Source organism: Pseudomonas fluorescens (genome assembly GCF_902498065.1).
Lineage (GTDB): Bacteria > Pseudomonadota > Gammaproteobacteria > Pseudomonadales > Pseudomonadaceae > Aquipseudomonas > Aquipseudomonas fluorescens_BJ.
Map to the genome: position 1 here is coordinate 1,691,503 of NZ_CABVIR010000001.1, position 25,872 is coordinate 1,717,374.

The following is a 25,872-nucleotide window of genomic DNA, read 5'->3' on the forward strand; positions in this document are numbered from 1 at the left end:
CGCAGATCTCTGTGGGTTCGAGGTGGATTGGGGGTCAATGGAAATCCCGGCTGCGTACGCTGATGCCGTCGAGCAATTCGCTCAGATCGCTCAACCGTCCGGCAATCAAATGCCGCACCTCGCCTTCCTTCTCCCAGCGCCCGTCGACCTTGAGCAACTGCGAGCCGACCAACACCCGCCGTTGCCGCTCCGCCAGGTCGCGCCAGACCACCACGTTGACGTTGCCGAACTCGTCTTCCAGTGTGACGAAAGTCACGCCACTGGCGGTGCCCGGACGCTGCCGACCGGTCACCAGCCCGGCGACGCTGACCGGCCGACCATGCTCGACCTCCAGCAGCTCCTGCGAACTGCGACAGCGCCGGGCTTTCAATTCCCCCCGCAGCAGCGCCAACGGATGAGGGCCGAGGGTGGTGCCGATGCTGTTGTAATCCGCCAGCAGGTCTTCGCCCACCGTGGGTTTGGGCAATGCCACCGCGTCCTCTTCCTGACTCGGCAAACCGGCGAACAAACCCAATTGCTTCTGCACGCCCGCCACTTCCCAGCGTGCTCGATGACGATCACCGGCCAACCCACGCAACGCCCCGGCATCAGCCAGTAGTTCCTGCGCACGGGCATCGAGTCGCGCCCGCTCGCCGAGGTCGGCGATGTCGATAAACGCCCCCTTCGACCTCGCGGCTTCGATACGCCGCGCATCGTCCTCGCGAAAGCCCTTGATCATCCGCAGCCCCATGCGAATCGCCGGCTGCGCGCCGATAACCGGTTCGAGGCTGCAATCCCAGTCGCTCGCGCGCACGTCCACCGGGCGGATCTGCAAATGATGCCGGCGCGCATCTTGCAGAATCTGGTCCGGACTGTAGAAACCCATGGGCCAGCTGTTGATCAGCGCACAGGCGAAGGCCGCTGGCTCGTGGCATTTCAACCAGCAACTGGCATAAGTCAGCAAGGCAAAACTGGCGGCGTGGGACTCGGGGAATCCGTAGCTGCCGAAGCCTTTGATCTGCTCGAAAATCTGCGCGGCGAATTCGGGGGCGTAGCCTTTTTTCTTCATGCCTGCAGCGAGGCGATCCTTGTGCGGTTCGAGACCGCCGTGACGTTTCCAGGCGGCCATGGAGCGGCGCAACTGATCCGCTTCGCCGGGGCTGTAACTGGCGGCGACAATCGCAATCTGCATCACCTGCTCCTGAAACAGCGGCACCCCAAGCGTACGTTTCAACACTTCCCTCAACTCTTCGGACGGATAGCTTTCGAGTTCTTCCTTGTTCCGCCGCCGCAGATATGGATGCACCATCCCGCCCTGAATCGGTCCCGGACGAACGATGGCCACCTCAATCACCAAATCATAAAACTTGCGGGGCTTGAGCCTGGGCAGCATCGACATTTGTGCCCGGGATTCGATCTGGAACACGCCGATGGTGTCGGCACGGCCGATCATGTCGTAGGTTTGCGGGTCTTCGGAGGGGATCGACGCCAGACTCAAATCCAGGTCGCGATGACGGCGCAGCAAATCGAAACAACGCCGAATCGCGCTGAGCATGCCCAGCGCCAGAATATCCACTTTGAGCAAACCGACCGCGTCCAGATCATCCTTGTCCCACTGGATGATGGTGCGCTCGGCCATGGCGGCGTTTTCTACGGGTACCAGACTGTCCAGCGGTTGTTCGGAAATGACGAAACCGCCGGGGTGCTGGGACAGGTGTCGGGGAAAACCGATCAGCTGTTGCGTCAAACTCAGCACCCGGCGCAGCACCGGGCTCTCGGGATCGAAGCCATTTTCAAGCAGGCGCTCGACGGGCGGCGCCGTGTCACTCCAGTGTCCGCAGCAATCGGCCAGGGCATTGATCTGATCCGGCGGCAAACCCAGCGCCTTGGCCACATCGCGCACGGCGCCGGCCGCGTGATAGGTGCTGACCACCGCGGTCAGCGCCGCGCGGGTCCGGCCATAGCGCTGGAACACGTACTGCAAGACTTCTTCGCGGCGTTCATGTTCAAAGTCCACATCAATATCCGGCGGCTCGTTGCGTTCCTTGGAGAGAAAACGCTCGAACAGCATATTCATCCGGTCCGGGTCGATCTCGGTGATGCCCAGGGCGAAACACACCGCCGAGTTGGCCGCCGAGCCCCGACCCTGACAGAGAATTTTCTCGCGCCGGGCGAAAGCGACAATGTCCTGAACGGTCAGGAAATAGCTTTCATAACCCAGCTCGGCGATCAGCCCCAGTTCCTTGTCGATCAGCCCGCGTACCTTCTCGCTCGCACCTTCGGGCCAGCGCTCGCGAATACCTCGTTCGGTCAACTCGCGCAGCCAGGACGCGGCGCTGTGGCCTTCCGGCACCAGCTCTCGGGGATACTGATAACGCAACTGGCCAAGATCAAAGGTGCAGCGCCGGGCAATGGTCACCGTTTCATCGAGCAACGCTTGCGGGTAGAGCGAGTGCAACACGTCGAGGCTGCGCAGATGCCGCTCGCCGTTGGGGTGCAGGCGCAACCCGGACTCGGCCACCGGCAGGTGATGGCGAATCGCGGTCATGGTGTCCTGCAAGGCGCGCCGCCCGCGTGCATGCATGTGCACATCGCCGCTGGCCACTGCCGGGATCCGCAGCTCCCTTGCCAATGTCATCAACGCACTCAATCGCCGGGTATCGTCTTGACCGCGATGTAACTGGACCGCCAGCCACAGGCGCTCGGCGAAGGTTTGCTTCAGCCAGTGACCGGTTTGAAAATCATCCAGCGCATCCGGTACCCACAACGCCAACAGCCCCGGCAAAGGCTCGCTGAAATCCTCCCGCAGCACCTGATACTGGCCTTTCTGCGAACGACGCCGCGCTCGGGTAATCAGCCGACACAGGTTTTGGTAGCCCTCAAGGTTCTCGGCCAGCAGCAACAGTTTCGGACCGTTTTCGATGCGCATTTCGCTGCCGATAATCAGGGGCAGCTCTACGGACTTGGCCGCCTGCCAGGCGCGGACGATGCCCGCCAGCGTGCATTCGTCGGTGATCGCCAGCGCCTGATAGCCCAGTTTTTTCGCCCGCTGAAAGAGTTCGAGGGCGCTGGAGGCGCCGCGCTGGAAACTGAAGTTCGACAGGCAATGCAGCTCGGCATAATCGATGCTCATGCGAACCAGCCCTGCAACCACAACGGGCCGTCCTCACCAACCGCACGATAGGCCCAGCCCTGCTGGCCGGAACGGGTTTCGATCAGGTAGTAATCGCGGCGCACGTCGGCGCCGTCCCACCAACCGGACTCGATGCGCTCCGGGCCCATGAGGATGCGCGTAGAACCTTCGTGTACCGCTTGCGGTTCCGTCAGCAACCAGCCCGGACGCTGCACGCCAGGCATCACTGCGCAGCGCTGGCTCTCGGCGCTGGCCTGCCAGGCGCACTCCGGCCGGTGATCGGCCTGGAACCGCAAGCCTTGCACCGCGTCATCCCCCAGCCGCGCGCGCAAGCGTTCGCGCAGTTGCTCCCAAGGCAAGGACTGCTGCGGACGATCGTCGAACAGTTCCTGATACTGCGGAACGAAGGCCGGCAAGTCTTCGGCGCGCAGACGAAAACCGCGCACCGGCGCCTCGACCTGAACCTGTTCCAGCCGCCCTCGGGCCAGTTCGAAGAGCATCGCCGGATCACGCTCGGCGCTGAGCAGGCCGACCTTGATCACGCTGTCCGGCAACCCGGCATGTTCCAGGTGCAGGTCGAAACGCTGCACACCGCTGTCGCGACCGCACAGGAACGCCGACAGATCGCCGGTCAGCCGGCGTAACGGAAACAGCAGCGCCTGATGGGATTGCACGTCGAAATTGAGCTCGATGCGCACATCGAAGCGGTCCGGCGGCAGGTAGAACGCCAGCGCCAGCCGTCGTTCGCCAAACAGCGCGTCCAGATGCTTGAGCACCTGAGCCTCGAAACGCCGCGCCAGACTCTGCCGGGGCAAAGCCTGCACCTGACTCAAGGTGCGCAGCCCCATGCGCGACAACGCCGTGGCCACCGCCGGCTCCAGAGCGATCCGGTCGACAGGCAATTGCCCCAGATGATGCTGCAAGGCTTGATCGTCCGGCACCACCAGACCGTCATACGCATTGGCCAATACCCGCGCCGCTACCGGATTGGGCGCGGCAACAATCCGATGACGAAAGCCCAGCTCGCCGAGTTCAGTGCGCAAGCGCGCTTCGAATTGCGGCCAGTCGCCAAACAACCCCAGGCTGGACTCGATTTCAAACACCACCGCACGCGGGTAATGCACGCTGACCTGGGAGCTGAAGCGGTAGGCCCACGCTGCGAGAAACTGCTGCCAGCGCTCGATTTCGGCCGCATCGTATTCCGCCGTGACAAAGCCTTTGCTCAAGGCCTGCGCGGCGGTCATCGACTGCCCCGGACGCAAGCCCAGGGCCCTGGCCGAAGCGTTGACCGCCTGCAACACCCGACGCTGCGCCGGGCCGGTCAGCAGCGCCAGCGGCTCATCGGGGTCGGGGCGCTGACGCAGTACCGCGTCCAGCGCCAATTGCGGGAAGAGAATGCACACCCAGCGCATGGCAACCTCAATGCCCCACAGGGAAGGCAATCGGTGCCGAGCGGGCCAACCCGCCCCGGCACTTGAGCACGCGCAATTGCGCAGGCCTGGCATCGATGGCGATGCGCAGCGCGGCCGGTGACGGGTTGATCGCTTCATGGATCGAGCGGTAGGCGAATGCCAGGGTCGAGCCGGTTTCTGCCGCCACCTGCAAGCGCCGCAAGGCACGGTCATCAGCTTTGTGCGGCCAGCAAAGCACCGCGCCGCAACTGCCCGAGCGCAGGCATTGTTCCGCCGCCCACAGCGCATCGCGCTCACTGGCCTGGATGATCGACAACTGGCGCAGATCAATCCCGGCGTTCTGCCAGGCTTGCGGATACGGCACGTACGGCGGCGCCACCAGCACGATACGCTCGCCCGCCGCCGACAACCGCGCCAGCGCCGGCCACACCAGTTGCAACTCGCCGACGCCCTGCCCGGCCAAGAGGATTTCAGTCAACGCCGCTTCCGGCCAGCCGCCGGTGGGCAATGCCGCATCCAGCGCAGCATGCCCGGTGGGTTGCGGGCTGACCGTCGGTGGCGCAGGCCGGCCTTTCCAGACCTGGCCGCCATTGAACAGCGTATCCAGCGCAACGACGGCGCCCATCACCCTTGCCTCACCAGACCGCAGAACACTCCTTCGATAGCGAGGTCCTGATCAGCGTCGACGATAATCGGCTTGTAGGCCGGGTTGCGTGGCAACAGGCGCACCACGTCGCCGACCCGCTCGAAACGCTTGATGGTGACTTCGCCGTCAAGCCGCGCCACGACGATCTGGCCATTGAGCGCTTCGGGGTTGCGATGCACGCCCACCAGATCGCCGTCGAGGATGCCGTCCTCGATCATCGAGTCACCCTGGACCCGCAGCATGTAATCCGGCACCCGGGAGAAGATCGACGGGTCGAGCAGCAAGCGGCTGTGCACCTCGGCATCGGCACCGATCGGCGCCCCCGCCGCCACCCGGCCGAGGACCGGAATGTCCAGCAACTCGGGGCGCGCCGGTTGCCCGAGCAAACGAATGCCTCGGGCCTGATGCGCATTGACCTCGATAAAACCGGCGTCGGTCAGCGCCAGCACATGCTTGCGCGCCACGCTGCGGGAGGCGAAACCAAAGGCCTCGCTGATTTCAGCGAGGCTCGGGGACTGACCGTGTTCCGCGATTCGATCACGGATAAACGTCAGGATGGCAGTACGGCGGGGAGTTAAAGTCGTCATGGAGTACATTTGTACTCTTTTGGCTTTTTTCTGGCAAGGACCGCCAGTCAGCCCCCTTGATCACGGGCCCGGCATACAGCACATCCAGAGTCAGGCCCTACAACGTCCGCTGACCATTGCCGATAGCTTTGGCCTGCTCGATCCCCCACTCCATCGCGGCCTCCATGTCGAGAAAATGCAACGACGGGTGGTCATTCTCCTCAATGGCCGAGCCATCGGGTCGGTAGATGCCGATGAACATTCCCAACGAGCCGTCTCGCAGGATCTCGGCCTTGACCTTGATACTGCAACTGTTCGACAGCGTTTCCGTGTGGACCAAATGACGTTCAGTCATTGCTGCATTCCTCTCGTCGTTGAAGGCCGAGTCGTGCCTGTACCCATTGGCCATGTTAGCTCAGCGCCACGCACCAAAAACGCCCATTCAAGCGTGTGAACGCTCAACCGGTCAGCGGCGCAATGCCACCTATACTACAAGCCACCGCCCCTTCGGGGTCTGCAATCCCAACAATAAAAAGCAGAGGTGGAACATGGTCTGGCAGCAAATCTACGATCCGTTCGGCAACCCGGTCATTTCAACCATCATGGCAGCAGTGCCGGTCGTGGTGATGCTCGCGGCCCTGGCATTTTTCCACATCAAGGCCCACCTGGCCGCCTTGCTCGCCCTCGCCTCGGCGCTGGTCATTGCGATTTTCGCCTTCGGCATGCCGGCTAACATGGCAGGCTCGGCCGCTCTTTACGGCGCCGCCAACGGCTTGCTGCCGATCGGCTGGATTGTGCTGAACATCATTTTCCTGCACCGACTGACCACCGAGAACGGCTCGTTCAAAGTGCTGCAGGACTCGCTGGCGCGCATTACCGACGATCGCCGCCTGCAACTGCTGCTGATTGCCTTCTGCTTCGGCGCCTTCTTTGAAGGGGCTGCCGGCTTCGGCACGCCGGTGGCGGTGACCGGCGCGATTCTGATTGGCCTGGGTTTCTCGCCATTGGCGGCGTCGGGCCTGGCGTTGATCGCCAACACCGCGCCCGTGGCATTCGGCGCCCTCGGCACGCCGATCATTACGCTGGCCAAGGTCACCGGCCTGGATGAAATGGAACTGTCGATGATGGTCGGTCGGCAATTGCCGTTTTTCTCGGTGATCGTGCCGTTCTGGTTGATCTGGGCTTTTGCCGGGTGGCGCAAGATGCTGGAAATCTGGCCGGCCATTCTGGTCGCCGGGGTCAGTTTCGCCGTACCGCAGTTCCTGGTGTCCAACTACCACGGGCCGATGCTGGTGGACGTGATCGCCGCGCTGATTTCCATGGCCTGCCTGACCGGCTTCCTCAGGGTGTGGAAACCCGCGACCGTGCACACCTCCGCCGCGCTGTCCGGGCGCGTCGACAACTCCAAAATTGCCGACGAGCATGAAGAAAAACCCGTCGCCAGCGCGACGTTCGCCAGCGACGCCAAGCCTGCGGTCATGCGCGCGTGGATGCCGTGGATCATCCTCACGGTATTCGTGTTCGCCTGGGGCACCCAGGGCTTCAAAAACATGTTCGATACCCGCCCGGCGATTGATCCGGTCACCCATTCCGTCAAGCTCGATCCTCAAGGCAAACCGCTGCGCGAAGCGAACCCGATCTTTGCCCCGGTCGTCACTTTCGGCGCGATCCACCAGCAAATCGAAAAGGTCCCGCCAGTGGTGCCTGCGCCTAAAACCGAGGACGCGGTCTACAAATTCACCTGGCTCACCAGCACCGGCAGCGGCATCTTGCTGGCGGCGATCCTGGGCGGGCTGTTGATGGGTTATTCCATCCCGCAACTGATCAAGCAGTACCTGCACACGATTTGGGTGGTGCGTTACTCGCTGATTACCATCGTCGCGATGCTCGCGCTCGGGTTCCTCACGCGCTACTCGGGGCTCGACGCCACCATGGGCCTGGCGTTCGCCGCGACGGGGATCTTTTACCCCATGTTCGGCACCTTGCTTGGCTGGCTCGGCGTGGCGCTGACCGGTTCGGACACGGCGTCCAACGTGCTGTTCGGCGGGCTGCAACGGGTGACCGCCGAGCAACTGGGGCTAAGCCCGGTGTTGATGGCCGCCGCCAACAGTTCCGGCGGGGTCATGGGCAAGATGGTCGACGCCCAGTCAATCGTGGTGGCTTCCACTGCCACGCGCTGGTATGGGCATGAAGGGGAAATCCTGCGTTATGTGTTCTTCCACTCCATCATTCTGGCGATTCTGGTGGGTGGGTTGGTGACGTTGCAGGCTTATGTGGCGCCGTTCAGCCATATGGTTGTGGGCGGGCATTGAGCTGAGTGGGCATATCCGGCTTTGCGGTAATGGCGGCTATTGGTTCCGCCCTTGTGGCGATCAAGATCAACAGCAAGATCAAAAACAAAAGCCGGAGCAGAACGCGTTTCCCTGTGGGAGCGAGCCTGCTCGCGATGGACGTCCAGACACCGCGGTCATTCAGACAGTACGCGTTATCGTTGACATCCATCGCTAGCAGGCTAGCTCCCACAGGGGGAATGCGTACATCCGAAGAACCAGGCCGGCCGGTAGGCCGCCTCGCGGTGCCGTTGCGGTAGTCGCCCTGGGTGATTCTCCAAGTAACCCGCCATAAGGGCGGAACCATAAGTAGCCGTTGCCGCAGAAACGGATATACACCCAAGCGCTCCCCCGGTATTCACGATACGGAGTATCGTAAAACGACTATGAACATTCTCTACGATGAACGCGTTGACGGTGTGCTGCCGGATGTCGATAAGGCCACGCTGCTGCGGGCCCTGCAAACCCGCTTGCCGGCGCTGGAAGTCCTGCATCAGCGGGAAGAACTCAAGCCGTACGAATGCGACGGACTTTCGGCCTATCGCACCACGCCCCTGCTGGTGGTATTGCCACGCCATCTCGACGAAGTGCAAGGCGTGCTCAAGCTCTGTCATGAAATGCACGTGCCGGTGGTCGCCCGTGGTGCCGGCACCGGTTTGTCCGGCGGTGCGTTACCACTGGAAAAAGGCGTGCTGCTGGTGATGGCGCGCTTCAACAACATCCTCCACATCGACCCGGCCGCCCGCACGGCACGGGTCCAGCCGGGCGTGCGCAACCTGGCGATTTCCCAGGCAGCGGCGCCGTTCGGCCTGTATTACGCACCGGACCCGTCTTCACAAATTGCCTGTTCCATCGGCGGCAACGTCGCCGAAAACGCCGGCGGCGTGCATTGCCTGAAGTACGGTCTGACCGTGCACAACCTGCTCAAGGTCGACATCCTGACCGTCGACGGCGAGCACCTGACGCTGGGCTCCGATGCCCTCGATTCTCCCGGCTTCGACCTGTTGGCGTTGTTCACCGGTTCCGAAGGCATGCTCGGGGTGATCACCGAAGTTACCGTCAAACTGCTGCCCAAACCGCAGACCGCCAAGGTGCTGCTGGCGGCGTTCGATTCCGTCGAAAAAGCAGGGCGAGCGGTGGGTGACATCATCGCCGCCGGCATCATTCCGGGCGGTCTGGAAATGATGGACAACCTGGCGATTCGTGCCGCTGAAGACTTCATCCACGCCGGCTATCCGGTGGACGCCGAAGCCATCCTGCTGTGCGAACTCGATGGCGTCGAAGCCGACGTCCACGATGACTGCAACCGCGTACGCCAAGTGCTGGAACAAGCTGGCGCCACTGAAGTGCGTCAGGCCAGGGATGAAGCCGAGCGCGTGCGTTTCTGGGCTGGACGCAAGAATGCGTTCCCGGCGGTCGGTCGGCTCTCGCCGGATTATTACTGCATGGATGGCACGATCCCGCGCCGCGAATTGCCCGGTGTATTGCACGCGATTGCGGCGTTGTCCGCCGAGTATGACTTGCGCGTCGCCAACGTTTTCCACGCCGGTGACGGCAACATGCACCCGTTGATTCTGTTCGACGCCAACCAACCGGGTGAGCTCGACCGCGCCGAAGCCTTGGGCGGCAAAATCCTCGAATTGTGCGTGAAGGTCGGCGGCAGCATCACCGGCGAACACGGTGTGGGCCGGGAGAAGATCAATCAGATGTGCGCGCAGTTCAACGCCGATGAGCTGACCCTGTTCCATGCCGTCAAAGCCGCGTTCGATCCCGGCGGTTTGCTTAACCCCGGCAAGAACATTCCGACGCTGCATCGCTGCGCCGAATTTGGCGCCATGCATGTGCACCTGGGCCAGCTGCCCTTCCCTGAGCTGGAGCGTTTCTGATGCGCAGCGAACTCGATATCGATGACAGCGGCGCGCTGCTGGAGCAGGTCAATCAAGCGCTGGAAAACGCCACGCCGCTGCGTATTCAGGGTTCCAACAGCAAGGCATTTCTGGGACGCATCGTTGCCGGAGAGGTCCTCGATACGCGCTCCCATCGGGGCATCGTCAGCTACGACCCGACCGAACTGGTGATCACCGCCCGCTGCGGCACGCCCTTGTACGAACTGGCGCACGTACTGGATGAAGCGCAACAGATGCTGCCCTGCGAACCGCCGTCCTTCGGCGACGATGCCACGATCGGCGGAATGATCGCCAGTGGCCTGTCGGGACCGCGACGGCCGTGGTCAGGCTCGGTGCGCGATTTCGTCCTCGGCACGCGGGTCATCACCGGGCATGGCAAGCATTTGCGTTTTGGTGGCGAAGTGATGAAGAACGTCGCCGGCTACGACCTGTCGCGCCTGATGGCCGGGAGTTTTGGCGCCCTTGGCGTGATCACCGAAGTCTCGCTCAAAGTCCTGCCCAGACCCCGGCAATGCTTGAGCATCAGCCTGGAGATGGACAGCGATCGTGCCTTGCTGCGCCTTGCGGAATGGGGCCAGCAGCCATTGCCGATCAGTGCCGCGTGCCACGACGGGCAACGCCTGCACTTGCGGCTTGAGGGCGGCGAAGGCTCGGTGTCGGCGGCTCATGACCGTTTGGGCGGTGAGCGGCTGGACGCCTCGTATTGGGCGGACCTCAACGAACATCGACTGAGCTTTTTCGATGAGGACCAGCCCCTGTGGCGCGTGTCGGTGCCGCACAACACGCCTCGACTGTCCCTTCCCGGTCGGCAACTGCTCGACTGGGGCGGCGCCCAGCGCTGGCTCAAGTCTGACGCCGAAGCGGCGTTCATTCGCCAAGTCGTGGATGAGGTCGGCGGCCATGTGACCTGCTACAGCCATGGCCTGATCGAAAGTCCGTTCCAGCCGTTGCCTGCCGCGTTGATGCGCTATCACCGCAGCCTGAAGCAGCAACTCGACCCACGGGGCATCTTCAACCCCGCACGCCTGTACGCGGAGCTTTGAACCATGCAGACAACCCTGAGCGAAACTGCCCGGCGCCTGCCCCGCGCCAAGGAAGCCGAAAGCATCCTGCGCACCTGCGTGCACTGCGGGTTCTGCAACGCGACATGCCCGACTTATCAATTGCTCGGCGATGAACTCGATGGGCCACGGGGCCGCATCTACCTGATCAAACAGGTGCTGGAAGGCAACGAGGTCACGCAGAAAACCCAGCAGCATCTGGACCGCTGCCTGTCTTGCCGCAATTGCGAAACCACCTGCCCTTCCGGGGTCGATTATCACAACTTGCTCGACATCGGCCGGGCAGTGGTCGATGCGGCCGTGCCGCGTTCCATCGACCAACGCCTGTTGCGTGAAGGATTGCGCAGCATCGTGCCCAATCCGGGACTGTTCAAAGCGCTGGTCAGCAGCGGTCAGGTTTTTCGGGCGCTGCTCCCCAACACCTTGCAGGCAAAGTTGCCTCGCCATGTTTTTCCCTCCAGGCCTCGCCCTACCACGCGCCATGCTCGCCAGGTGCTGATGCTCGAAGGCTGCGTACAGCCGAGCCTGTCGCCCAACACCAATGCAGCGGCTGCGCGGGTGCTGGATCGACTGGGCATCAGCGTCACCCCGTCCAGGGAAGCCGGATGCTGCGGTGCCGTGGATTATCACCTCGACGCCCAGGCCACCGGCCTCGACCGCGCTCGCCGCAATATCGATGCGTGGTGGCCGAGTATCGAAAACGGCGCCGAAGCCATTGTGCAAACGGCCAGTGGTTGCGGCGCTTTTATCAAAGACTATGGCCACTTGCTCGAACGCGATCCGGCCTACGCCGAGAAGGCAAAAAGGGTCAGCGCGTTGGCCAGGGACCTGGTGGAAGTGTTGCGCGACGAACCGCTGGAAACACTCGGCGTCCACGGCGATCAGCGTTTGGCGTTCCATTGCCCGTGCACCTTGCAGCACGCGCAAAAGCTCGGCGGCGCCGTCGAAGCGATGCTGATTCGCCTCGGGTTCAATCTCACGGCCGTTCCCGACAGCCATTTGTGCTGCGGGTCGGCGGGAACTTATTCGATCACCCAACCCGAACTGTCCCGGCAACTGCGCGACAACAAACTGAACGCGCTGGAAAGTGGCCATCCTGAAGTGATCGTCACCGCCAATATCGGCTGTCAGTCGCATCTCGACGGCGCGGGTCGAACCCCGGTGCGGCACTGGATCGAACTGCTCGACGCGGCCCTGCCACCCTCACCGATCACCGGAGATTCCCCATGAAAAGCAAAGCCATCCTGAGCCAGGCCGAAGTCAGCCAGATCCTCGCTGCCGCACGCACCGAAGCCCAGAACAACCAGTGGGCCGTGACCATCGTGGTCGTCGACGACGGCGGCCACCCCCTCGCCCTCGAACGCCTCGACGGCTGCGCGCCCATCAGCGCTTACATCGCCACCGAAAAAGCGCGTACCTCGGCGCTGGGCCGGCGCGAGTCCAAAGGCTATGAAGAGATGGTCAATGGTGGGCGCTATGCGTTTTTGTCGGCACCGTTGCTGACGTCCCTGGAAGGCGGCGTGCCAATCATCGTTGATGATCAGGTTGTCGGCGCGGTCGGGGTGTCCGGGGTCAAGGCCGAGCATGATGCGCAAGTGGCGAGGGCCGGGGCGCAATGCCTGCACTGACCGGCGATAGATGTTTCCCCCCAGACCTGCAGGAGCACGACTTGCCGGCCATGAGCGATGCGAATCGCTCTATCAATTGGGCGGTCGGTTGAAAACGATGTAAAGCGGGTCAAGCCCTGACTCGACGGGAAATACCAGGATGTAATCGTCAAACCGGTCATGCGCCCGGTCTGCCAAGGCTTCAATTGTTGGCACTGGCGCGGAGTGGACAAACCCTATGCGCAGCGATTGGGCTGACTCAAGGGAATCCGTGGTCGACCAGTGAACTGTGACCGTTGCCCCACCCTCAGGGGTAAAACTGAAACGGTTGAGGTGCTGATCCTGCGTTACCGCTCTGACCCTGACGCCAGAGATCGAAGGGCATCCGTTGCACGCCGTGAGGTAAACCTGTGACAACGTTTCTAACTCGCGCAACCCATGGAACATTTTTCCGGGTGTGACGGGGACTGTCGCGGTGCCCATGCGAAAAGGCAGATCGACCTCGCCCCGGCTCGCGGCCAGGTATTGCCAATCCTGACCTTCAATGGGTAGAAGCTCGGCCAGCGGCGCACTCAAACCGAAAACCTGAGTGTCTGCCCGACTGGTAAAAGCGAAATTCAATAAGGCCGCCTGCTGGCTTCCAGTGTTCGGTTCGCCTGAGGTGTTCTGCCAGGAAAAATCCGCAACAACCGAGCGTATCGCTTTAAGCAGAGCCACCTGCTGGGACACCAACAATACGGGCGAACCGCCATTCAGTAAAAGATCGGGACGTTTATCGGCAAAAGCGAGGGACGCGCTGATCGTATGCATCGTTTGTGTAGAACTACGCGAATGAATCAGGCGTTGATGCGCCTTGATCAGCAGTGCTTCCGCTTCATCATGCAGAGTGCGATGCCGCTGGGTCATGCTGGCCAACCGAGTCACATAGCGATCCCGAATGGCGTTGATCTTTTGAATGACGCCCTGCCATTGCGCTTGCTCGGAACGCGCATACGTCAGGTTGCGCTGAGCGCCACTTTGTACAAACTCCACTCTCATTTTCCAGAACTCAAACTTTCTGGCGGCTATCAGTGCTTCACGCTGGGCATGTTCCAGGGTGCGGATGCCAGACTCCTGTTTGGGGATGTCCCGAAGGGTGTCCTGTTGACGTTGAAAGCTCTCGATCTGCTGCTCGAAATGGCTGAAAGCCTCTTCGAGAACATGCCCTGAGACAGCCACATCCGCCGCGATTTTTTCGACCTCTGCCAGGCTCCTGGCCAAAGGGGTCAGCGGCGCAACAGGGGGCTTCGCGGCAGGAATGTCCTCGCCTTTGAACGCTGGAATTCCTTGTTGGTGATGCCATGTCCTGACGTGGTGTACAACGGCTTGCGGGCTGTTGGAGATGTGCTCGTCCGTCGAGTAGAACAGCAGATCGGCCCCTCGGGGATGGCCAGCGATCCGGTCGAAATGGTTGATCAGTTTGTCGTGGTCCGGTTTCGGTAGATCAACGGCCCAGATTTTGTTGACCAGCGCCTGGAATTCCGAGGCGGTGTAATCCTTGAGTGCTGCTTTAAGTTCCATCTTGGGTTCTTCCTTGTTTTGCGCACGACGAAAACAGCACACCTGCTCACGCCTTGTGAGCAGGTGCCCGTTTAATGCTGGTGGTATCGGTTATTCCGGCTTGAATCCTGGTTTGTTATTGGCTGCACGCCACTCTTTGACTTCTTTCAGGATGCCTTCGGGACTGTCTTCCTGGCCTTCCTTTGGGTAGAAAATGACGTCGGAACGGTCTGGATGTTCAGTAATGGATTCGAAATGCTCGAGGAGTTTATCTCGATACATTTCTAGCGCCCGTCCTTTAAGGCCGCTTGTTTGATGAAAAAACTCACCCAAAAAAGATAGGAATTCTGCCTCGGTGTATTCCTCAAACCTGTCTTTAAAAATCATAATCACGATTCCTTTTATGTATCTGAATATGACGTCTTGGTGTCATCACCAATATGTTATCCAACCCGTAGACTTCTCCACCTTGTGAAATTTCAATCACATGATGTAATTCAAACGTTTTACGCCCCCCTACTTGATCTACAACCCGAGGAAAAGGTGCTGAGCCATCTCGCATTCTGTCCAAGTTGCTTCGCGTAAATTGCTTGCTCAACTCCGCATCTGCTGCAACAGCTATCCAAAACGCCTCTCGAAACCGATGAAAATTAGCAAACTCCTTCCACCGTAACTGTTCCGCGATTTGCCACGGTACCGGTGCCCCGTCTCCCCTCGCATCGTCTCCAAGCCAAACCTCCGATACGTCGGACCCCCAACCTGTAGCAGTGCCTGGATCATCACGTCGGTCCCGGAACAGCACATCCGGTGAAGGTAGCTCCATATCCCCCGGGAACCCAGGAATACTCGCCCCCATCTCCCCTTCGTCAACCGCAGGAAACGTCTCGTTTTGCGGTAGGACCGGGATGGCAGGAGCGCCGGGATAAACCACAGGGGTGGTGGGTGCGATGGGCAATGTGGTGGAGCCGAGATGTTCAATGCCCGGCGGTACCAGCGGGGTCCAGGTGCCAGCCGGCGGAATCGGCCAAGGCACAACCGCCGGTACGATGCCCAACCACCCCTCGGCACTTTGCGGCGTTTTGATGCTGATTTGGTCGAGATTGAACGGATCGGACCAGAACTCCGGCCGCTCCTGAAACCGCAATTCGAACTCGCGGTTTTCACCCACCCATGTGCTTTTCGGCGCGTAGGGGGCGAAGCCTTGTGCAACACGTTTTTTGTTCACCTCATCGAGTTGACTGGTGAGCGTTGTGTGTTCGCCGAGCGTTCGCCACAGCGCTTCGTCGAAAGCCTCGAACGACTTGAATTCCCGGCCTCGGAATTGATCGCCGATCTGGCTCGGGATCGCTGCGCCGGCTGTTTGGCTCGCGCCTGTCCACCAATCAGCCGTCGCCGCTTGACCCGTTCCGGAGACCACACCTGTGCCCATGGGTGGAACGTTGAACGACAGGTAGGTCGGCGGCAGGCCAGGCGCGCAGACGATGCAATCCTGGATGCGCCAGTCAACGCCTGTCGGGATGTCCTGAATCTGCGGTTCGGTGACAGTCAAAGTCTGACTGGCAAGGGCCCCTTGAGTCGTGGCTTCTGGTGTGAACTGCACGTGCCTGGTGGGCGACCCCGGGATCTCAGCGGTATAGACGCCTGTTTGCGGGTCGAGCGTTGCATTCACGACCGGGACGCGAGAGTCGATATCGCCACCCGTACCGGCAACGACTATCGCAGTACCTTGCGGCGTGACCACGGGTTTGAGCCGGTACTCAACCTCCACCGAACCACCGGCATCGGCAGCGGCCTGCACTTCATGGCTGTCATGCAGTTCCAGCGCGTGAGCCGGGACTGCGATGGCCTCATACAAGCGATGTCGTTGTTCAGGGGTCAACTCGCCGTTGCCCAATTCGCTGGGATAAGCGATCCCCACCATGAAGATTGCGGCTTGCCCTACCGTGAGCGTCGCGGCCACGGAGCCCAATGCGGGGACTGCACGAAAAACGGCGGTTACCAGTTTGTCAGTATCAATCCATTCCCCGCCGTGGCTGGGCAATACCCCGGCAGAAAGCACTGACGATGTGGCAGGTAATTGAAAGGTGTTGGCCTGCCTGACCCGTTCGAGGCGAACATCCTCATCAACCTGTTGTTTGAACCGAATGCGCGCGTCGCGCTGCTCGGCGTACTGCCGATGGCGTTCCCAAAGCGCCTCCCGCTTACGCCAGACAATGGTCTGCTCGGCATGATAAGCGGCCAACGCATTGGATTTATCCTTGAGCGCATCGAGTTGCGCCGACAGCAGTCGGGCTTCATGAGCCGCTTTGTAGGCGTCTTCCCAAGTTTGATGACCTTTATGCAACGCCTCGCCGAATTGATTCAACCGCGCCAGATAATCGCTTGCGGTGCGCGCAAGCGGATCGTGCCCATCAAATGAAAGAGCCGTAGTGTTCTTGACGCCGAGCTCTGCAGTTTTTTTGCTGATCAGCCCGTCGATTTCGTTTTTTTCTTTGGTGATGAAATACAGCTGAAAGCGCTCGGACGAACCGTGGTTGGGAGGCCGTTTCGCCGCTGAGATCTCTTGATCAAGCGATGACGTGAGTTGTTTAGCCCGGGCGGCAAAACTGTCGTCAATTTGATCTCTGGTTACGTTTTGACGCTGGGTGAGTTGAGTGAGTAATTGGTTGCGCGCATAGATGCGTGCCTGCTCCCGAGCGTACTCAGCGGCGGCCAGTGCCTGCTCTGCCTGAATCCGCTTATGTTCTTCCTTGGCCCGCTTTCTGGCCTGTTTCGTTTTTTTGCTGGGGCCGCTGATTGCGCCGGAGGCGCCTACACGATTACCTCCAAAACTTCCGCCACCGCCCCCACCGCCGCCAGAAGCAGGCGGACCGGACCTGATGACGACGTCTCCTGACGTGCCATCGTTGAATCGTTGTGCCATACAGTCTCTCCTTGTCTGTAGGGCACAGCTTGTCGATCGGGGAATGGCGGAGTGCGGTACATATGTATCGCGGGGGATTTATTCGCCGATTTGAACACCTGATTCACGCGCCGACAAAAAAACCGTTCATGCGCTTAACTGACAGGGATTCATCAACGTCGAAGAGGTAACACTCCGATGCCCCGTCTCACTGCGAAAGACTTTGCTCCGGAACTGCTCGAACTCTATGACTACTACGCCCACGGCAAGATCAACCGGCGCGAGTTTCTGGACCGTGCGGCGATGTTCACTCTGGGTGGTTTGACGGCCAGCGCACTGTTGGCCTCCCTGAGCCCGAATTACGCACTCGCCGAGCAGGTTGAGTTCACCGACCCGGACATCATCGCCGAATACATCACCTACCCTTCCCCCAAAGGCAACGGGCCGGTTCGCGGTTACCTGGTGCGCCCGGCCAAAGCCACGGGCAAGGTGGCCGCGGTGGTTGTCGTGCATGAAAACCGGGGGCTCAACCCATACATCGAGGATGTGGCGCGGCGGTTGGCCAAGGCCGGCTTTATCGCCCTCGCCCCTGATGGCCTGACCTCGGTCGGCGGCTATCCCGGCAACGATGACAAAGGCCGTGAACTGCAGGCGACCGTTGACCCGGAGAAGCTCATGAATGACTTTTTCGCCGCGATCGAATGGCTGATGAAGCACGATGCCGCCAGCGGAAAAGTCGGGATCACCGGCTTCTGCTACGGCGGAGGTGTGGTGAATGCCGCCGCAGTGGCGTATCCGGAACTGGGCGCTGCGGTGTCGTTTTACGGCCGCCAGCCAGAAGCCAGGGATGTCCCCCGAATCAAGGCACCCGTGATGCTTCACTACGGCGAACTGGACACGCGCATCAACGAAGGCTGGCCCGCCTATGAGCAGGCGTTGAAGGCCGCAGGCAAGACCTATGAAGCCTACATCTACCCCGGCGCGAACCACGGTTTTCACAACGACTCCACGCCTCGATACGATGACGCAGCGGCGACACTGGCCTGGGACCGGACACTGGGTTGGTTCCGGCGATACCTGGTTTAGCGAGCCAAGCGCCTACCCCACCACATCAATCAACTGCTCACGCTGCGCGCCAGTCAGCATCGGACCGAAACCCGCACCGGCATTTTCCGTCATGTAACGCGGGTTGCCGGTGCCGGGGATGACGCAGGTTACCGCCGAATGCGCCAGCAAGTACTTGAGCGCCAGTTGCGCCCAACTGGTGACACCGACTTGCGAGGCCCACCCCGGCAGCGGCTTGCCCTTCAAGCGGGCCAGCAAATCACCGCCGCCGAACGGCCGGTTGCAGATCACCGCCACCCCGCGCTCACGACACAGCGGCAGAATGCGTTTCTCGACGCCGCGATCATCCAGCGCATAGTTGATCTGCAAGAAATCCAGTGGCTCGGCTTTCAGCACCGCTTCCACTTCGTCATACGCCGACGCGGTGTAATGGGTGATGCCGATGTAGCGAATGCGCCCTTCTTCCTTCCATTTGCGCAGGGTCGGCAAATGGGTTTTCCAGTCCAGCAGGTTATGAATCTGCATCAGATCGATCCGGTCGGTCTGCAGCAGTTTGAAGGATTGCTCCATCTGCGCGATGCCTTCTTCGCGGCCACGGGTCCATACCTTGGTGGCCAGAAACGCTGGCGACCGCGGTTTGTGGATCGACAGCAGTTCGCCGGTGGTCTGCTCGGCGCGGCCATACATGGGAGAGCTGTCGATCACCGTCCCGCCCTTTTCGAACAACGCGCTGAAGACGGCGGGCAGGTTTTTATAGGCCGGATCGGCAGGCGCGACATCAAAGCCGCGATAGGTGCCCACGCCGACAATGGGCAATGGCTCGTTGCTGGAAGGAATGGCGCGGGTCAGCATGTTCTTGCCTCCTGTTTCCTTCGACGGCGTGGTGGTTGCAAAGGCCGGATCGAAAGTGAGCACCGCCGAAGCACCGGCAGCCAGCGTGAGTATTCGTCGACGCGTGTATCCATCAGTGTGGCTCATGGTTGTGTCCTTCGACCTCTGGGCTGTTGGCCTTTTGCGCTAGTTTTCCGGCAAACGGCACGATCACCAGCGCCATCAGACCTTTGCCAGCTACAAAAGAATAGCTGCCGGCGACAATTCGGCCCTGCCTGAAATACAACAGGGTCGTCAGGCGCTGGTGGGCACAGCCGCAATCCGTTGGATGAATATCTGCTTCTGCGGTAACAGCGGCAACGGAGACGCACACCCTCAAAAACCACACCGCCGGCCCGCGCTGCTGTCGTTCAACTACACTCTGACAGCGATCAAACCATCACGGTCGTCAGGCCCAGAGCAGTCAATGCCACCCACTAACGTTAAGCGAATGTCGCGTATCCTCGTCTATCTCGTCGTCATCGCGGTCGCGTTGTACCTGACGCTGTGTGTGGTGCTGTTCGTGTTTCAGCGCGCCCTGATCTACTTCCCGCAACCCTCCGCGCTCGGTGCACCCGAAACGCGGCTCACACTCTCGGTGGCAGACGCACAGGTGCAGGTCAGTGTGAGGCCGCGCGAGGGGCCGAATGCGTTGATTTATTTTGGTGGCAATGCCGAAGACGTTTCGCGCAACCTGCCCGAGTTTTCCGAGGCGTTCCCCGACCATGCCCTGTACTTGCTGCACTACCGGGGCTTCGGCGGCAGCACCGGTTCACCTTCCGAGGAGGCGATTGCCCGCGACGCCCTGACCTTGTTCGACAAGGTCTACGACAGCCACCCTCACATTGCCGTAGTCGGCCGCAGCCTGGGTTCGGGCGTCGCCGTGCGTCTCGCCAGTCAGCGGCCGGCCGCACGGCTGATCCTGATCACCCCCTACAACAGCCTTGAAGACCTCGCCGTCCGCCAGTACCCGATATTCCCGGTGAAGTGGCTGCTGCAGGACACGTTCGAATCGTGGAAATACGCCGGGCACATCTCGATACCGACGCTGCTGCTGGCGGCTGAGCAGGATGAAATCATCCCGCCCTCCAGCACGGAAAAACTCTACGGGCGTTTCGCCAAAGGTGTGGCGACCCTCAAGGTTATTCCGGGCGTGGGGCACAACTCGATCTCCGACAGCCCCCAATATCTGAAACTGATGGAAGACGGGCTGTAGTTCACTCGATCATTTGCGCGCCAACTTAAAGCGCACGCAATCTTCGTAGAAACTTTGGCGCAGTGCCGCAGGTTTGATCCGCGACGGGCTGTCGTAGGTTTGCTCGGTAATACCCATCGCCGTCATGCGCATCCATGGCTTGCTGAACTTGTAGGTCTGTAATTTCTGGCGGGCGGCGTACAGCGAAACGCCCGCCAGTTTGAGTTCCTGGGCTCTTGCTGCCGTGCCCGCGCCCCAGCTGCACATATACCGGTCATTGCTTTGAAGCTCTTTGGCCTGGGCGGAGACGGCGATGCCCGCCAGGCCAAACGAAATCAGCGTAATCCATACATTGCGCATTTAAAGCCAGCCCTAACCACCTGAAATTAAAGTGATTCTGTCTGTAACTTTCAGACTTCGGGGCCAGCAAAATGCCTTATCGCAAACCTTCTCAGTTCGCCGTGACCCGCTTGAGTCCGATAACGCCGCCCAGGATGAAGGCAATGCACAAGACCCGCAGCAGCATGGCGGCGGCGCATTTCAGCGCTTAGCGATGCACGCGGTTACGCCCGGTGCGCTTGGCCTGGTAGAGCGCGTCGTCGGCGCGGGTCAGGAGACTGTCAAAGTTCTCGGCGGGTTGCGCGAAGGCCACGCCAAAGGATGCCGTGATCGTATCGAGCACCTTGCCATCAACCCGCGCCTTGATCCGCAACGACTGGATTTTCACCCGCAGTTGCTCAGCAAAAACAGCGGCACTCGCCAGATCGGCGCAGTGTTGCAGAACCACGCAAAACTCCTCACCGCCGTAGCGCGCCGCCGTGGCGTGAGGTGGCAGCGAACTGCGCAGCACCTGCCCGACATGCTGCAGCACTCGGTCGCCCAACGGGTGACCGTACTGATCATTGAATTGCTTGAAGTGGTCGATATCCAGCATGACCAGCGCGACGCCCTGGGACTCATTGCTCAGCGCCTGCTCGAGCAAACGGGTAAACGCGGTGCGGTTGAGCAGTTCGGTCAGGCCATCGAGTGTGGCCGCCAGTTGTGCACGCTCAAGCTTGCTGCGCAGGCTTTTGATCTCGCTCTGGGCCGTGTGCAGTTGGGAGAGGAACTGCTCCTGCTGACTCTGCATCAGTTGAGTGCTCTGTTGCAGCTCACTCAAAATGCCCGGCAAGCGCTCGTTGACGGGCGACTCGAGCATTTCCAGGCAACGTCCCAGACTGCTCTGGAAATTCAGATTGCCCTCGACGCTGCGCGAAACGTCGCGTTGCATGTCGTCCACCAGATTGATCGCCTGTTGTTGCCCGGCGCGGGCCTCTTCCAGCTCGTCGCGAATGATGTAGTCGCGAAAAAGCCGGGTGGCGGACTCCGGCGGGAAGCAATCGAAGTCCTTTACCACCCGGTCCAGGTGACGATTGAGCTCCAGGTCCTGGCCTTTGCTGTAGGTGTACCAGAGCGCGTAATGCACGGGATTGGGCGGGATGTTGTGACGAACCATCAGCGGAATGGCTTGTTTGAGCAGCGCCGCGGCCTCGCGGGAATCTTCCGGATACAGCGCCAGGGCAGTCGCACGCGTCTCTGATTGGCTCATGTCATCACTGTGGTTGTTAATGATTGGCAAATGCAAAACGTTGCGAGCATAACCATACGCCGGACAAACGGCCATCCCCCTGTGCATTACCGCGCCATTCGGGCTGAGGCAGGTCAGTTTTATCGCAGGCATTGGCGACCGCGACGTCGTGCGAACCTTAACCTCTGCCGATGGCCATGACGTTCATGATCACACCTCTTGCGCTTGCACAGTGACGGCCGGCGTCGGCTGCGAGTTGCGCTCATGCACATGGCGATGAGGCGTACGGTCGATGTTCAGGCTGAGGATTTCCGGACGGCTGTAGTGACCGCGGCCGTCCATCTGACGCTTGCGGATGTCGATCTGGAACAAGTCGATGTCGGCAATGACTTCGCCTTCACCTTCGGTCAGTGCGCCGACGACTTCACCTTGCGGATTGATGATCGCGGTGTAGCAACCGCCGGAGATCGGACCGATGGCGCAGCCGGTGTCAGCCATGATTTGCGCCTGCTGGTCCGGGTACAACCAGGCGGTCGAGTTGACCACGAAACACGCCGACTCCAGCGCGTGCATACGGATGCTGACTTCCATTTGGCGGGTGAACAGCGCACCGGCGAACGAACCGGGGTACATCGAGGCGTGAATCTGTTCGCCGTCTTCGATCAAGGCGTAACGTGCCAACGGGTTGTAATGCTCCCAGCAAGCCAGTTGACCAATGCGGCCGACGGCGCTGTCGGTGGCACGCAGGCCCGAACCATCACCCATGCCCCAGATCATGCGTTCGTGATAGGTCGGCGAAATCTTGCGACGGGCCTGAATCAGGGTGCCATCCGCATCGAACAGCAATTGTGTGTTGTAGAGGGTACTGCCATCGCGCTCGTTGACGCCGATGGACACCACCATATTGGCTTCTCTGGCGGCTTTGCCGATGGCATCGGTGGTCGCGGAAGGCACGACGACGGCTTGATCGAGCAACTTATAGTGCTCGGAACCCATTTCGAACGGCGACTGAACAAAGGAAAAGTACGGGTAATACGGCACGATGGTTTCCGGGAAAACGGCGAACTGCACGCCTTTCTCGCCGAGTTCACGGATTTTGTCGACGACCTTTTCTACAGTGCCTTCACGGCTGTAGAGAACAGGTGCGATCTGGACGGCAGCGGCTTTGACGATGGTCATGGCGGTGATCTCAGTGGGGATTGGGCTTCAACGAGACCGAGATTACGCCAATAATATTTTGTCTCAAATGCCGAATACACCACCTTTTAAGCCATGCAGATACCTTGCAGGAGGTTCGCGATCGGGGTTCACGCAAGTCCGCCTCGACTAGCGCGCTGGATGACTTGCGGTGGTTGGCCAAACGCCCGGATAAACGCCCGGCGCATCCGTTCCCGATCACCAAAGCCGGTCTCTGTCGCCACCACGTCGATGGCGTGCCGGCCGGTTTCCATCATCAGACGTGCGGCCTCCACCCGCAGATTTTCGATGGCCTTGGCGGGTGATTGACCGGTTTCGGCATGGAATACGCGACTGAACTGCCGCGGGCTGAGGTTTGCCGCGCTAGCCAGCGCGTCCACCGACAGCTCGGACTTCAGGTTCTGCTTGGCGTAGGTCAACGCTGACTGGATGCGGTCAGTCTTGGGTTCGAGTTCGAGCATCACCGAAAACTGCGACTGCCCGCCTGCGCGCCGGTGGTACACCACCAATTGCCGGGCCACACGACGCGCCACTTGCGCACCGAGGTCACTTTCCACCAGGGCCAATGCGAGATCGACACAGGCACTCATGCCTGCAGCGGTCCAGACGTTGCCGTCGTTGATGAAGATCCGATCCTCCTCCACCTTCACCTTCGGGTAGGCCCGCTGCAACGCCGGCGCATGGCACCAGTGTGTAGTCGCGCGCCGACCATCAAGCAGTCCGGCTTCGGCCAGCGCGATGGCACCGGTGCAGATCGAGCCGACACGGCGGGAGGTCTGACTGGCGCTGCGCAGAAACGCCACCATGCCCGATGAAACCGGACGGATCAGGTTGTCACCCATCACCAGCAGCGTGTCGAACGAGCGCTGATCGAACGCGGTGGTTTCCACACCGAATCCGGCGGAGGTTCGCACCGTCCCGCCGTGCTCCGACAACAAGGCAAGGCTGTACACCGGTTCGTCGACGGCGCCATTGGCCATTTCGAACGCCGCACACATGGCCAGGCCCAACACCTGGAACTCGGGATAAACGATGAGGCCGACCTGGTGCATGACGACGATATCCTGATGGCTGCAAAGGAGGCTTGATAGTTTTTCAGGCCATCTAATTTGCACTGTACGCGCTAATCAGGTCTATCCCTAACGCAAGGCACTCAGTGCCGCGACATCAACCCATGCAGCACCCCAAACCGCAAACCGGGCTCGGACGGCGTCATGTGCGAAACGCCAAAGACCTTGAACGCCGCCAGCATCAGCACCAGTCCACCGGGCAGGATACTCAGACGATGGCTTTGCAAACCCGCCAACCTGAGCTGATTGACGTGCCCCACTTCCAGCAGGCGCAGTGACAGGCGCAACAAGCCGCTGTAGGTGATGCCGCTCTGGCCTTCGTCGTTCAAGTCGTTGGCCTTGAGCACTTTGGCCAGCATCCGTGCGGTGCCTGATGAGCCGATGACCTGCTGCCAGCCCAATGTGCGATAACGGCGCGCCACGCGTTCGAATTGCAGGGTGGCGACACGCTCGGCTTCCAGTAACGCCGGGGCGGTGATGCGGCCGCCTTGAAAATAACGCGCACCAAAGGTGCCGCTGCCGATGGCGATGCTTTCGGTCAACAGCGGTTGCGCGCCCTGCCCCAGAATCAGTTCCGTGGAGCCGCCACCGATGTCGATCACCAGTCGTTTGCGCTGCGTGCCGGGAACCGTGTGAGCCACGCCGGCGTATACCAACCGGGCTTCTTCATGCCCGGAGATCACATCGATGCTAAACCCCAGATGCCGTTCTGCGCTGGCGAGGAACAGTTGAGCATTGTCGGCTTCACGCACAGCGCTGGTTGCCACCGCTCGCACGCGACCGGGCTCAAAGCCGCGCAACTTTTTGCCGAATCGCGCGAGTGCCTGCCAGCCGCGATCCAGCGCCATCTCGTCCAGCGCGCCACCCTGAAACCCCTCCGCCAACCGCACGGGTTCACGCAGGGTCTTCACTTCCTGGATCACCAGTTGCTGGTTGCGCTTGACGGACTGGCCGATCATCAAGCGAAACGCATTGGAGCCCAGGTCAATGGCCGCAAACAGGGAGGCATCTCCTTTCATAGCAGTATTCCTTGCACATTCATCTATCAGCCGACACCGCTCTGCTGAACACTCAAGACGGTTTGCAAGGATCTTGGCATGGGTTCGATGACATCCAGATGACACCCACTAATGGGCCTCTCCCCCCTTGGGCTTGTAAAAGAGAAACATGCGGGTCTCGGTGGTCTTGATGTATTTCCTGGCCCAGTCGGGTTTTACGTTGCGGTCGTGAAAATACATCGCGCCGTTGGTGCGGTCGTTGAGTTGCTTGTTGAGGGCCTTGCGCGCGATTTCCTTGGCGATCGCGTATTGGGTTTCTTCCTGGACCTCATCGGAACGCCCGTCACACCACCAGGAAAACTGGCAGTTCTTGGCTTCGGAGCCTTGCTTGACCACTGCGCACACCGTGTCTGGAAAACCTTCGTGGCCCAGGCGATTCATCACCACACTCGCCACCGCTTCCATGTCGGCGGAGGATTTGCCCTTGGCTTCCCAATAGATGGAGCGCGCCAGGCAGGTGATTGCATCGTCCAGCGGCGACGCGCCTGCCGGGTCGACCGCCTGCACTTCCGAAGTGGTGATGGCTTCGGACTTGGGTACCGGTAGATCGGCGCCCTTCTCCGCCGCTTTCTGCTCCAGCACTTCGGCCTTGTTTTCGGCCACTTCCTTTTTCTGTTCCTGTTCAGTCGCCGATGCCTGGCCGCCGAGTAGCGTGATTGCAAAGCAGGTTGCTATCCAAATTAATCGCATGATCGACCCTTCTGAGTGGACTGGATTCAAGCAACAAAATGTCGACGCGCAGCACGTCTTTCGGGCGACATGGCTTGA

Annotated in this window: 22 protein-coding genes; 7 read left to right on the forward strand and 15 right to left on the reverse strand. The window is 60.7% G+C overall.

Going from position 1 to position 25,872, the window contains the following annotated elements; genetic code table 11:
- Positions 1-34 precede the first annotated feature (34 nt).
- The 5 genes from F8N43_RS07885 to F8N43_RS07905 form a co-directional block, all read right to left on the reverse strand.
- Positions 35-3,133 (reverse strand): error-prone DNA polymerase, encoded by a 3,099-nt coding sequence (locus F8N43_RS07885; RefSeq protein WP_191630110.1) that lies wholly within the window; start codon positions 3,131-3,133, stop codon positions 35-37.
- A complete protein-coding gene (locus tag F8N43_RS07890; protein WP_150639780.1) occupies positions 3,109-4,524 on the reverse strand; it encodes a Y-family DNA polymerase in 1,416 nt (471 codons plus the stop codon). The genes F8N43_RS07885 and F8N43_RS07890 overlap by 25 nt, the downstream gene beginning before the upstream one ends.
- Positions 4,525-4,531: 7 nt before the next feature.
- The gene (gene imuA / locus F8N43_RS07895) at positions 4,532-5,149 is read right to left on the reverse strand and encodes a translesion DNA synthesis-associated protein ImuA (RefSeq protein ID WP_150639781.1); all 618 of its coding nucleotides are present in this window, start codon (positions 5,147-5,149) and stop codon (positions 4,532-4,534) included.
- Positions 5,149-5,766 carry a transcriptional repressor LexA gene (lexA, locus tag F8N43_RS07900; RefSeq protein WP_150633036.1) on the reverse strand — a complete coding sequence of 206 codons (618 nt, stop codon included), beginning with the start codon at positions 5,764-5,766 and terminating at the stop codon, positions 5,149-5,151. Before lexA ends, imuA begins: the two co-directional genes overlap by 1 nt.
- Before the next feature lie 88 nt (positions 5,767-5,854).
- A complete protein-coding gene (locus tag F8N43_RS07905; RefSeq protein ID WP_150633035.1) occupies positions 5,855-6,091 on the reverse strand; it encodes a hypothetical protein in 237 nt (78 codons plus the stop codon).
- 193 nt (positions 6,092-6,284) lie between these two features.
- On the opposite strand from F8N43_RS07905, the gene F8N43_RS07910 reads away from it, so the two are divergent.
- The 5 genes from F8N43_RS07910 to F8N43_RS07935 all read left to right on the forward strand — a co-directional run bounded on the left by F8N43_RS07910 (position 6,285) and on the right by F8N43_RS07935 (position 12,662).
- On the forward strand, positions 6,285-8,048 hold the full coding sequence (locus tag F8N43_RS07910) for an L-lactate permease (protein ID WP_150633034.1): 1,764 nt from the start codon (positions 6,285-6,287) through the stop codon (positions 8,046-8,048).
- Between the two features lie 404 nt (positions 8,049-8,452).
- A complete protein-coding gene (gene glcD / locus F8N43_RS07920; RefSeq protein ID WP_150633032.1) occupies positions 8,453-9,952 on the forward strand; it encodes a glycolate oxidase subunit GlcD in 1,500 nt (499 codons plus the stop codon).
- A complete protein-coding gene (gene glcE / locus F8N43_RS07925) occupies positions 9,952-11,016 on the forward strand; it encodes a glycolate oxidase subunit GlcE (RefSeq protein WP_150653544.1) in 1,065 nt (354 codons plus the stop codon). The genes glcD and glcE overlap by 1 nt, the downstream gene beginning before the upstream one ends.
- A 3-nt stretch (positions 11,017-11,019) precedes the next feature.
- On the forward strand, positions 11,020-12,264 hold the full coding sequence (gene glcF, locus F8N43_RS07930) for a glycolate oxidase subunit GlcF (protein WP_150653545.1): 1,245 nt from the start codon (positions 11,020-11,022) through the stop codon (positions 12,262-12,264).
- Positions 12,261-12,662, forward strand: coding sequence for a heme-binding protein (locus tag F8N43_RS07935; RefSeq protein ID WP_150653546.1), 402 nt, complete (start codon positions 12,261-12,263; stop codon positions 12,660-12,662). The genes glcF and F8N43_RS07935 overlap by 4 nt, the downstream gene beginning before the upstream one ends.
- 72 nt (positions 12,663-12,734) lie before the next feature.
- Here F8N43_RS07935 and F8N43_RS07940 read toward each other — a convergent pair whose 3' ends face one another.
- The 3 genes from F8N43_RS07940 to F8N43_RS07950 all read right to left on the reverse strand — a co-directional run bounded on the left by F8N43_RS07940 (position 12,735) and on the right by F8N43_RS07950 (position 17,103).
- Positions 12,735-14,201, reverse strand: coding sequence for a bacteriocin immunity protein (locus F8N43_RS07940; protein ID WP_150653547.1), 1,467 nt, complete (start codon positions 14,199-14,201; stop codon positions 12,735-12,737).
- Positions 14,202-14,291: 90 nt separating this feature from the next.
- Positions 14,292-14,567, reverse strand: coding sequence for a bacteriocin immunity protein (locus F8N43_RS07945; protein ID WP_150633027.1), 276 nt, complete (start codon positions 14,565-14,567; stop codon positions 14,292-14,294).
- Positions 14,557-17,103: an S-type pyocin domain-containing protein gene (locus F8N43_RS07950; RefSeq protein WP_150653548.1), complete on the reverse strand. Its 2,547-nt coding sequence runs from the start codon at positions 17,101-17,103 to the stop codon at positions 14,557-14,559. The genes F8N43_RS07945 and F8N43_RS07950 overlap by 11 nt, the downstream gene beginning before the upstream one ends.
- A gap of 177 nt (positions 17,104-17,280) precedes the next feature.
- Here F8N43_RS07950 and yghX point away from each other — a divergent pair, with 177 nt between their 5' ends.
- The gene (gene yghX / locus F8N43_RS07955; protein WP_150633025.1) at positions 17,281-18,168 is read left to right on the forward strand and encodes a YghX family hydrolase; all 888 of its coding nucleotides are present in this window, start codon (positions 17,281-17,283) and stop codon (positions 18,166-18,168) included.
- A 12-nt stretch (positions 18,169-18,180) separates the two neighbouring features.
- Here the strand turns inward: yghX and F8N43_RS07960 are convergent, their stop codons facing one another.
- The gene (locus F8N43_RS07960; protein WP_150633024.1) at positions 18,181-19,125 is read right to left on the reverse strand and encodes an aldo/keto reductase; all 945 of its coding nucleotides are present in this window, start codon (positions 19,123-19,125) and stop codon (positions 18,181-18,183) included.
- A 319-nt stretch (positions 19,126-19,444) separates the two neighbouring features.
- On the opposite strand from F8N43_RS07960, the gene F8N43_RS07965 reads away from it, so the two are divergent.
- Positions 19,445-20,233 (forward strand): alpha/beta hydrolase, encoded by a 789-nt coding sequence (locus F8N43_RS07965; RefSeq protein ID WP_150653549.1) that lies wholly within the window; start codon positions 19,445-19,447, stop codon positions 20,231-20,233.
- Between the two features lie 9 nt (positions 20,234-20,242).
- Here the strand turns inward: F8N43_RS07965 and F8N43_RS07970 are convergent, their stop codons facing one another.
- The 6 genes from F8N43_RS07970 to F8N43_RS07995 all read right to left on the reverse strand — a co-directional run bounded on the left by F8N43_RS07970 (position 20,243) and on the right by F8N43_RS07995 (position 25,794).
- Complete coding sequence (locus F8N43_RS07970) at positions 20,243-20,572, reverse strand: hypothetical protein (protein ID WP_150633022.1); 330 nt, start codon at positions 20,570-20,572, stop codon at positions 20,243-20,245.
- A 187-nt stretch (positions 20,573-20,759) separates the two neighbouring features.
- Positions 20,760-21,800: a GGDEF domain-containing protein gene (locus F8N43_RS07975; protein WP_224787796.1), complete on the reverse strand. Its 1,041-nt coding sequence runs from the start codon at positions 21,798-21,800 to the stop codon at positions 20,760-20,762.
- Positions 21,801-21,989: 189 nt separating this feature from the next.
- Positions 21,990-22,958: a nitrilase-related carbon-nitrogen hydrolase gene (locus F8N43_RS07980; protein WP_150639788.1), complete on the reverse strand. Its 969-nt coding sequence runs from the start codon at positions 22,956-22,958 to the stop codon at positions 21,990-21,992.
- 128 nt (positions 22,959-23,086) lie between these two features.
- Positions 23,087-24,028 (reverse strand): GlxA family transcriptional regulator, encoded by a 942-nt coding sequence (locus F8N43_RS07985; protein WP_150633020.1) that lies wholly within the window; start codon positions 24,026-24,028, stop codon positions 23,087-23,089.
- Between the two features lie 101 nt (positions 24,029-24,129).
- Positions 24,130-25,065, reverse strand: a complete 936-nt coding sequence (locus F8N43_RS07990; RefSeq protein WP_150639789.1) for a Ppx/GppA family phosphatase — start codon at positions 25,063-25,065, stop codon at positions 24,130-24,132.
- A gap of 108 nt (positions 25,066-25,173) precedes the next feature.
- Positions 25,174-25,794 carry a cell wall hydrolase gene (locus F8N43_RS07995; protein WP_150633018.1) on the reverse strand — a complete coding sequence of 207 codons (621 nt, stop codon included), beginning with the start codon at positions 25,792-25,794 and terminating at the stop codon, positions 25,174-25,176.
- Between the last annotated feature and the right edge of the window lie 78 nt (positions 25,795-25,872).

Coding starts and splice junctions, on each gene's coding strand:
- F8N43_RS07890 (WP_150639780.1), bottom strand. CDS start 4,524: ATGCGCTGGGTGTGCATTCTCTTCCCGCAATTGGCGCTGGACGCGGTA.
- imuA (WP_150639781.1), bottom strand. CDS start 5,149: ATGGGCGCCGTCGTTGCGCTGGATACGCTGTTCAATGGCGGCCAGGTC.
- lexA (WP_150633036.1), bottom strand. CDS start 5,766: ATGTACTCCATGACGACTTTAACTCCCCGCCGTACTGCCATCCTGACG.
- F8N43_RS07905 (WP_150633035.1), bottom strand. CDS start 6,091: ATGACTGAACGTCATTTGGTCCACACGGAAACGCTGTCGAACAGTTGC.
- F8N43_RS07910 (WP_150633034.1), top strand. CDS start 6,285: ATGGTCTGGCAGCAAATCTACGATCCGTTCGGCAACCCGGTCATTTCA.
- glcD (WP_150633032.1), top strand. CDS start 8,453: ATGAACATTCTCTACGATGAACGCGTTGACGGTGTGCTGCCGGATGTC.
- glcE (WP_150653544.1), top strand. CDS start 9,952: ATGCGCAGCGAACTCGATATCGATGACAGCGGCGCGCTGCTGGAGCAG.
- glcF (WP_150653545.1), top strand. CDS start 11,020: ATGCAGACAACCCTGAGCGAAACTGCCCGGCGCCTGCCCCGCGCCAAG.
- F8N43_RS07935 (WP_150653546.1), top strand. CDS start 12,261: ATGAAAAGCAAAGCCATCCTGAGCCAGGCCGAAGTCAGCCAGATCCTC.
- F8N43_RS07940 (WP_150653547.1), bottom strand. CDS start 14,201: ATGGAACTTAAAGCAGCACTCAAGGATTACACCGCCTCGGAATTCCAG.
- F8N43_RS07945 (WP_150633027.1), bottom strand. CDS start 14,567: ATGATTTTTAAAGACAGGTTTGAGGAATACACCGAGGCAGAATTCCTA.
- F8N43_RS07950 (WP_150653548.1), bottom strand. CDS start 17,103: ATGGCACAACGATTCAACGATGGCACGTCAGGAGACGTCGTCATCAGG.
- yghX (WP_150633025.1), top strand. CDS start 17,281: ATGCCCCGTCTCACTGCGAAAGACTTTGCTCCGGAACTGCTCGAACTC.
- F8N43_RS07960 (WP_150633024.1), bottom strand. CDS start 19,125: ATGAGCCACACTGATGGATACACGCGTCGACGAATACTCACGCTGGCT.
- F8N43_RS07965 (WP_150653549.1), top strand. CDS start 19,445: ATGCCACCCACTAACGTTAAGCGAATGTCGCGTATCCTCGTCTATCTC.
- F8N43_RS07970 (WP_150633022.1), bottom strand. CDS start 20,572: ATGCGCAATGTATGGATTACGCTGATTTCGTTTGGCCTGGCGGGCATC.
- F8N43_RS07975 (WP_224787796.1), bottom strand. CDS start 21,800: ATGAGCCAATCAGAGACGCGTGCGACTGCCCTGGCGCTGTATCCGGAA.
- F8N43_RS07980 (WP_150639788.1), bottom strand. CDS start 22,958: ATGACCATCGTCAAAGCCGCTGCCGTCCAGATCGCACCTGTTCTCTAC.
- F8N43_RS07985 (WP_150633020.1), bottom strand. CDS start 24,028: ATGCACCAGGTCGGCCTCATCGTTTATCCCGAGTTCCAGGTGTTGGGC.
- F8N43_RS07990 (WP_150639789.1), bottom strand. CDS start 25,065: ATGAAAGGAGATGCCTCCCTGTTTGCGGCCATTGACCTGGGCTCCAAT.
- F8N43_RS07995 (WP_150633018.1), bottom strand. CDS start 25,794: ATGCGATTAATTTGGATAGCAACCTGCTTTGCAATCACGCTACTCGGC.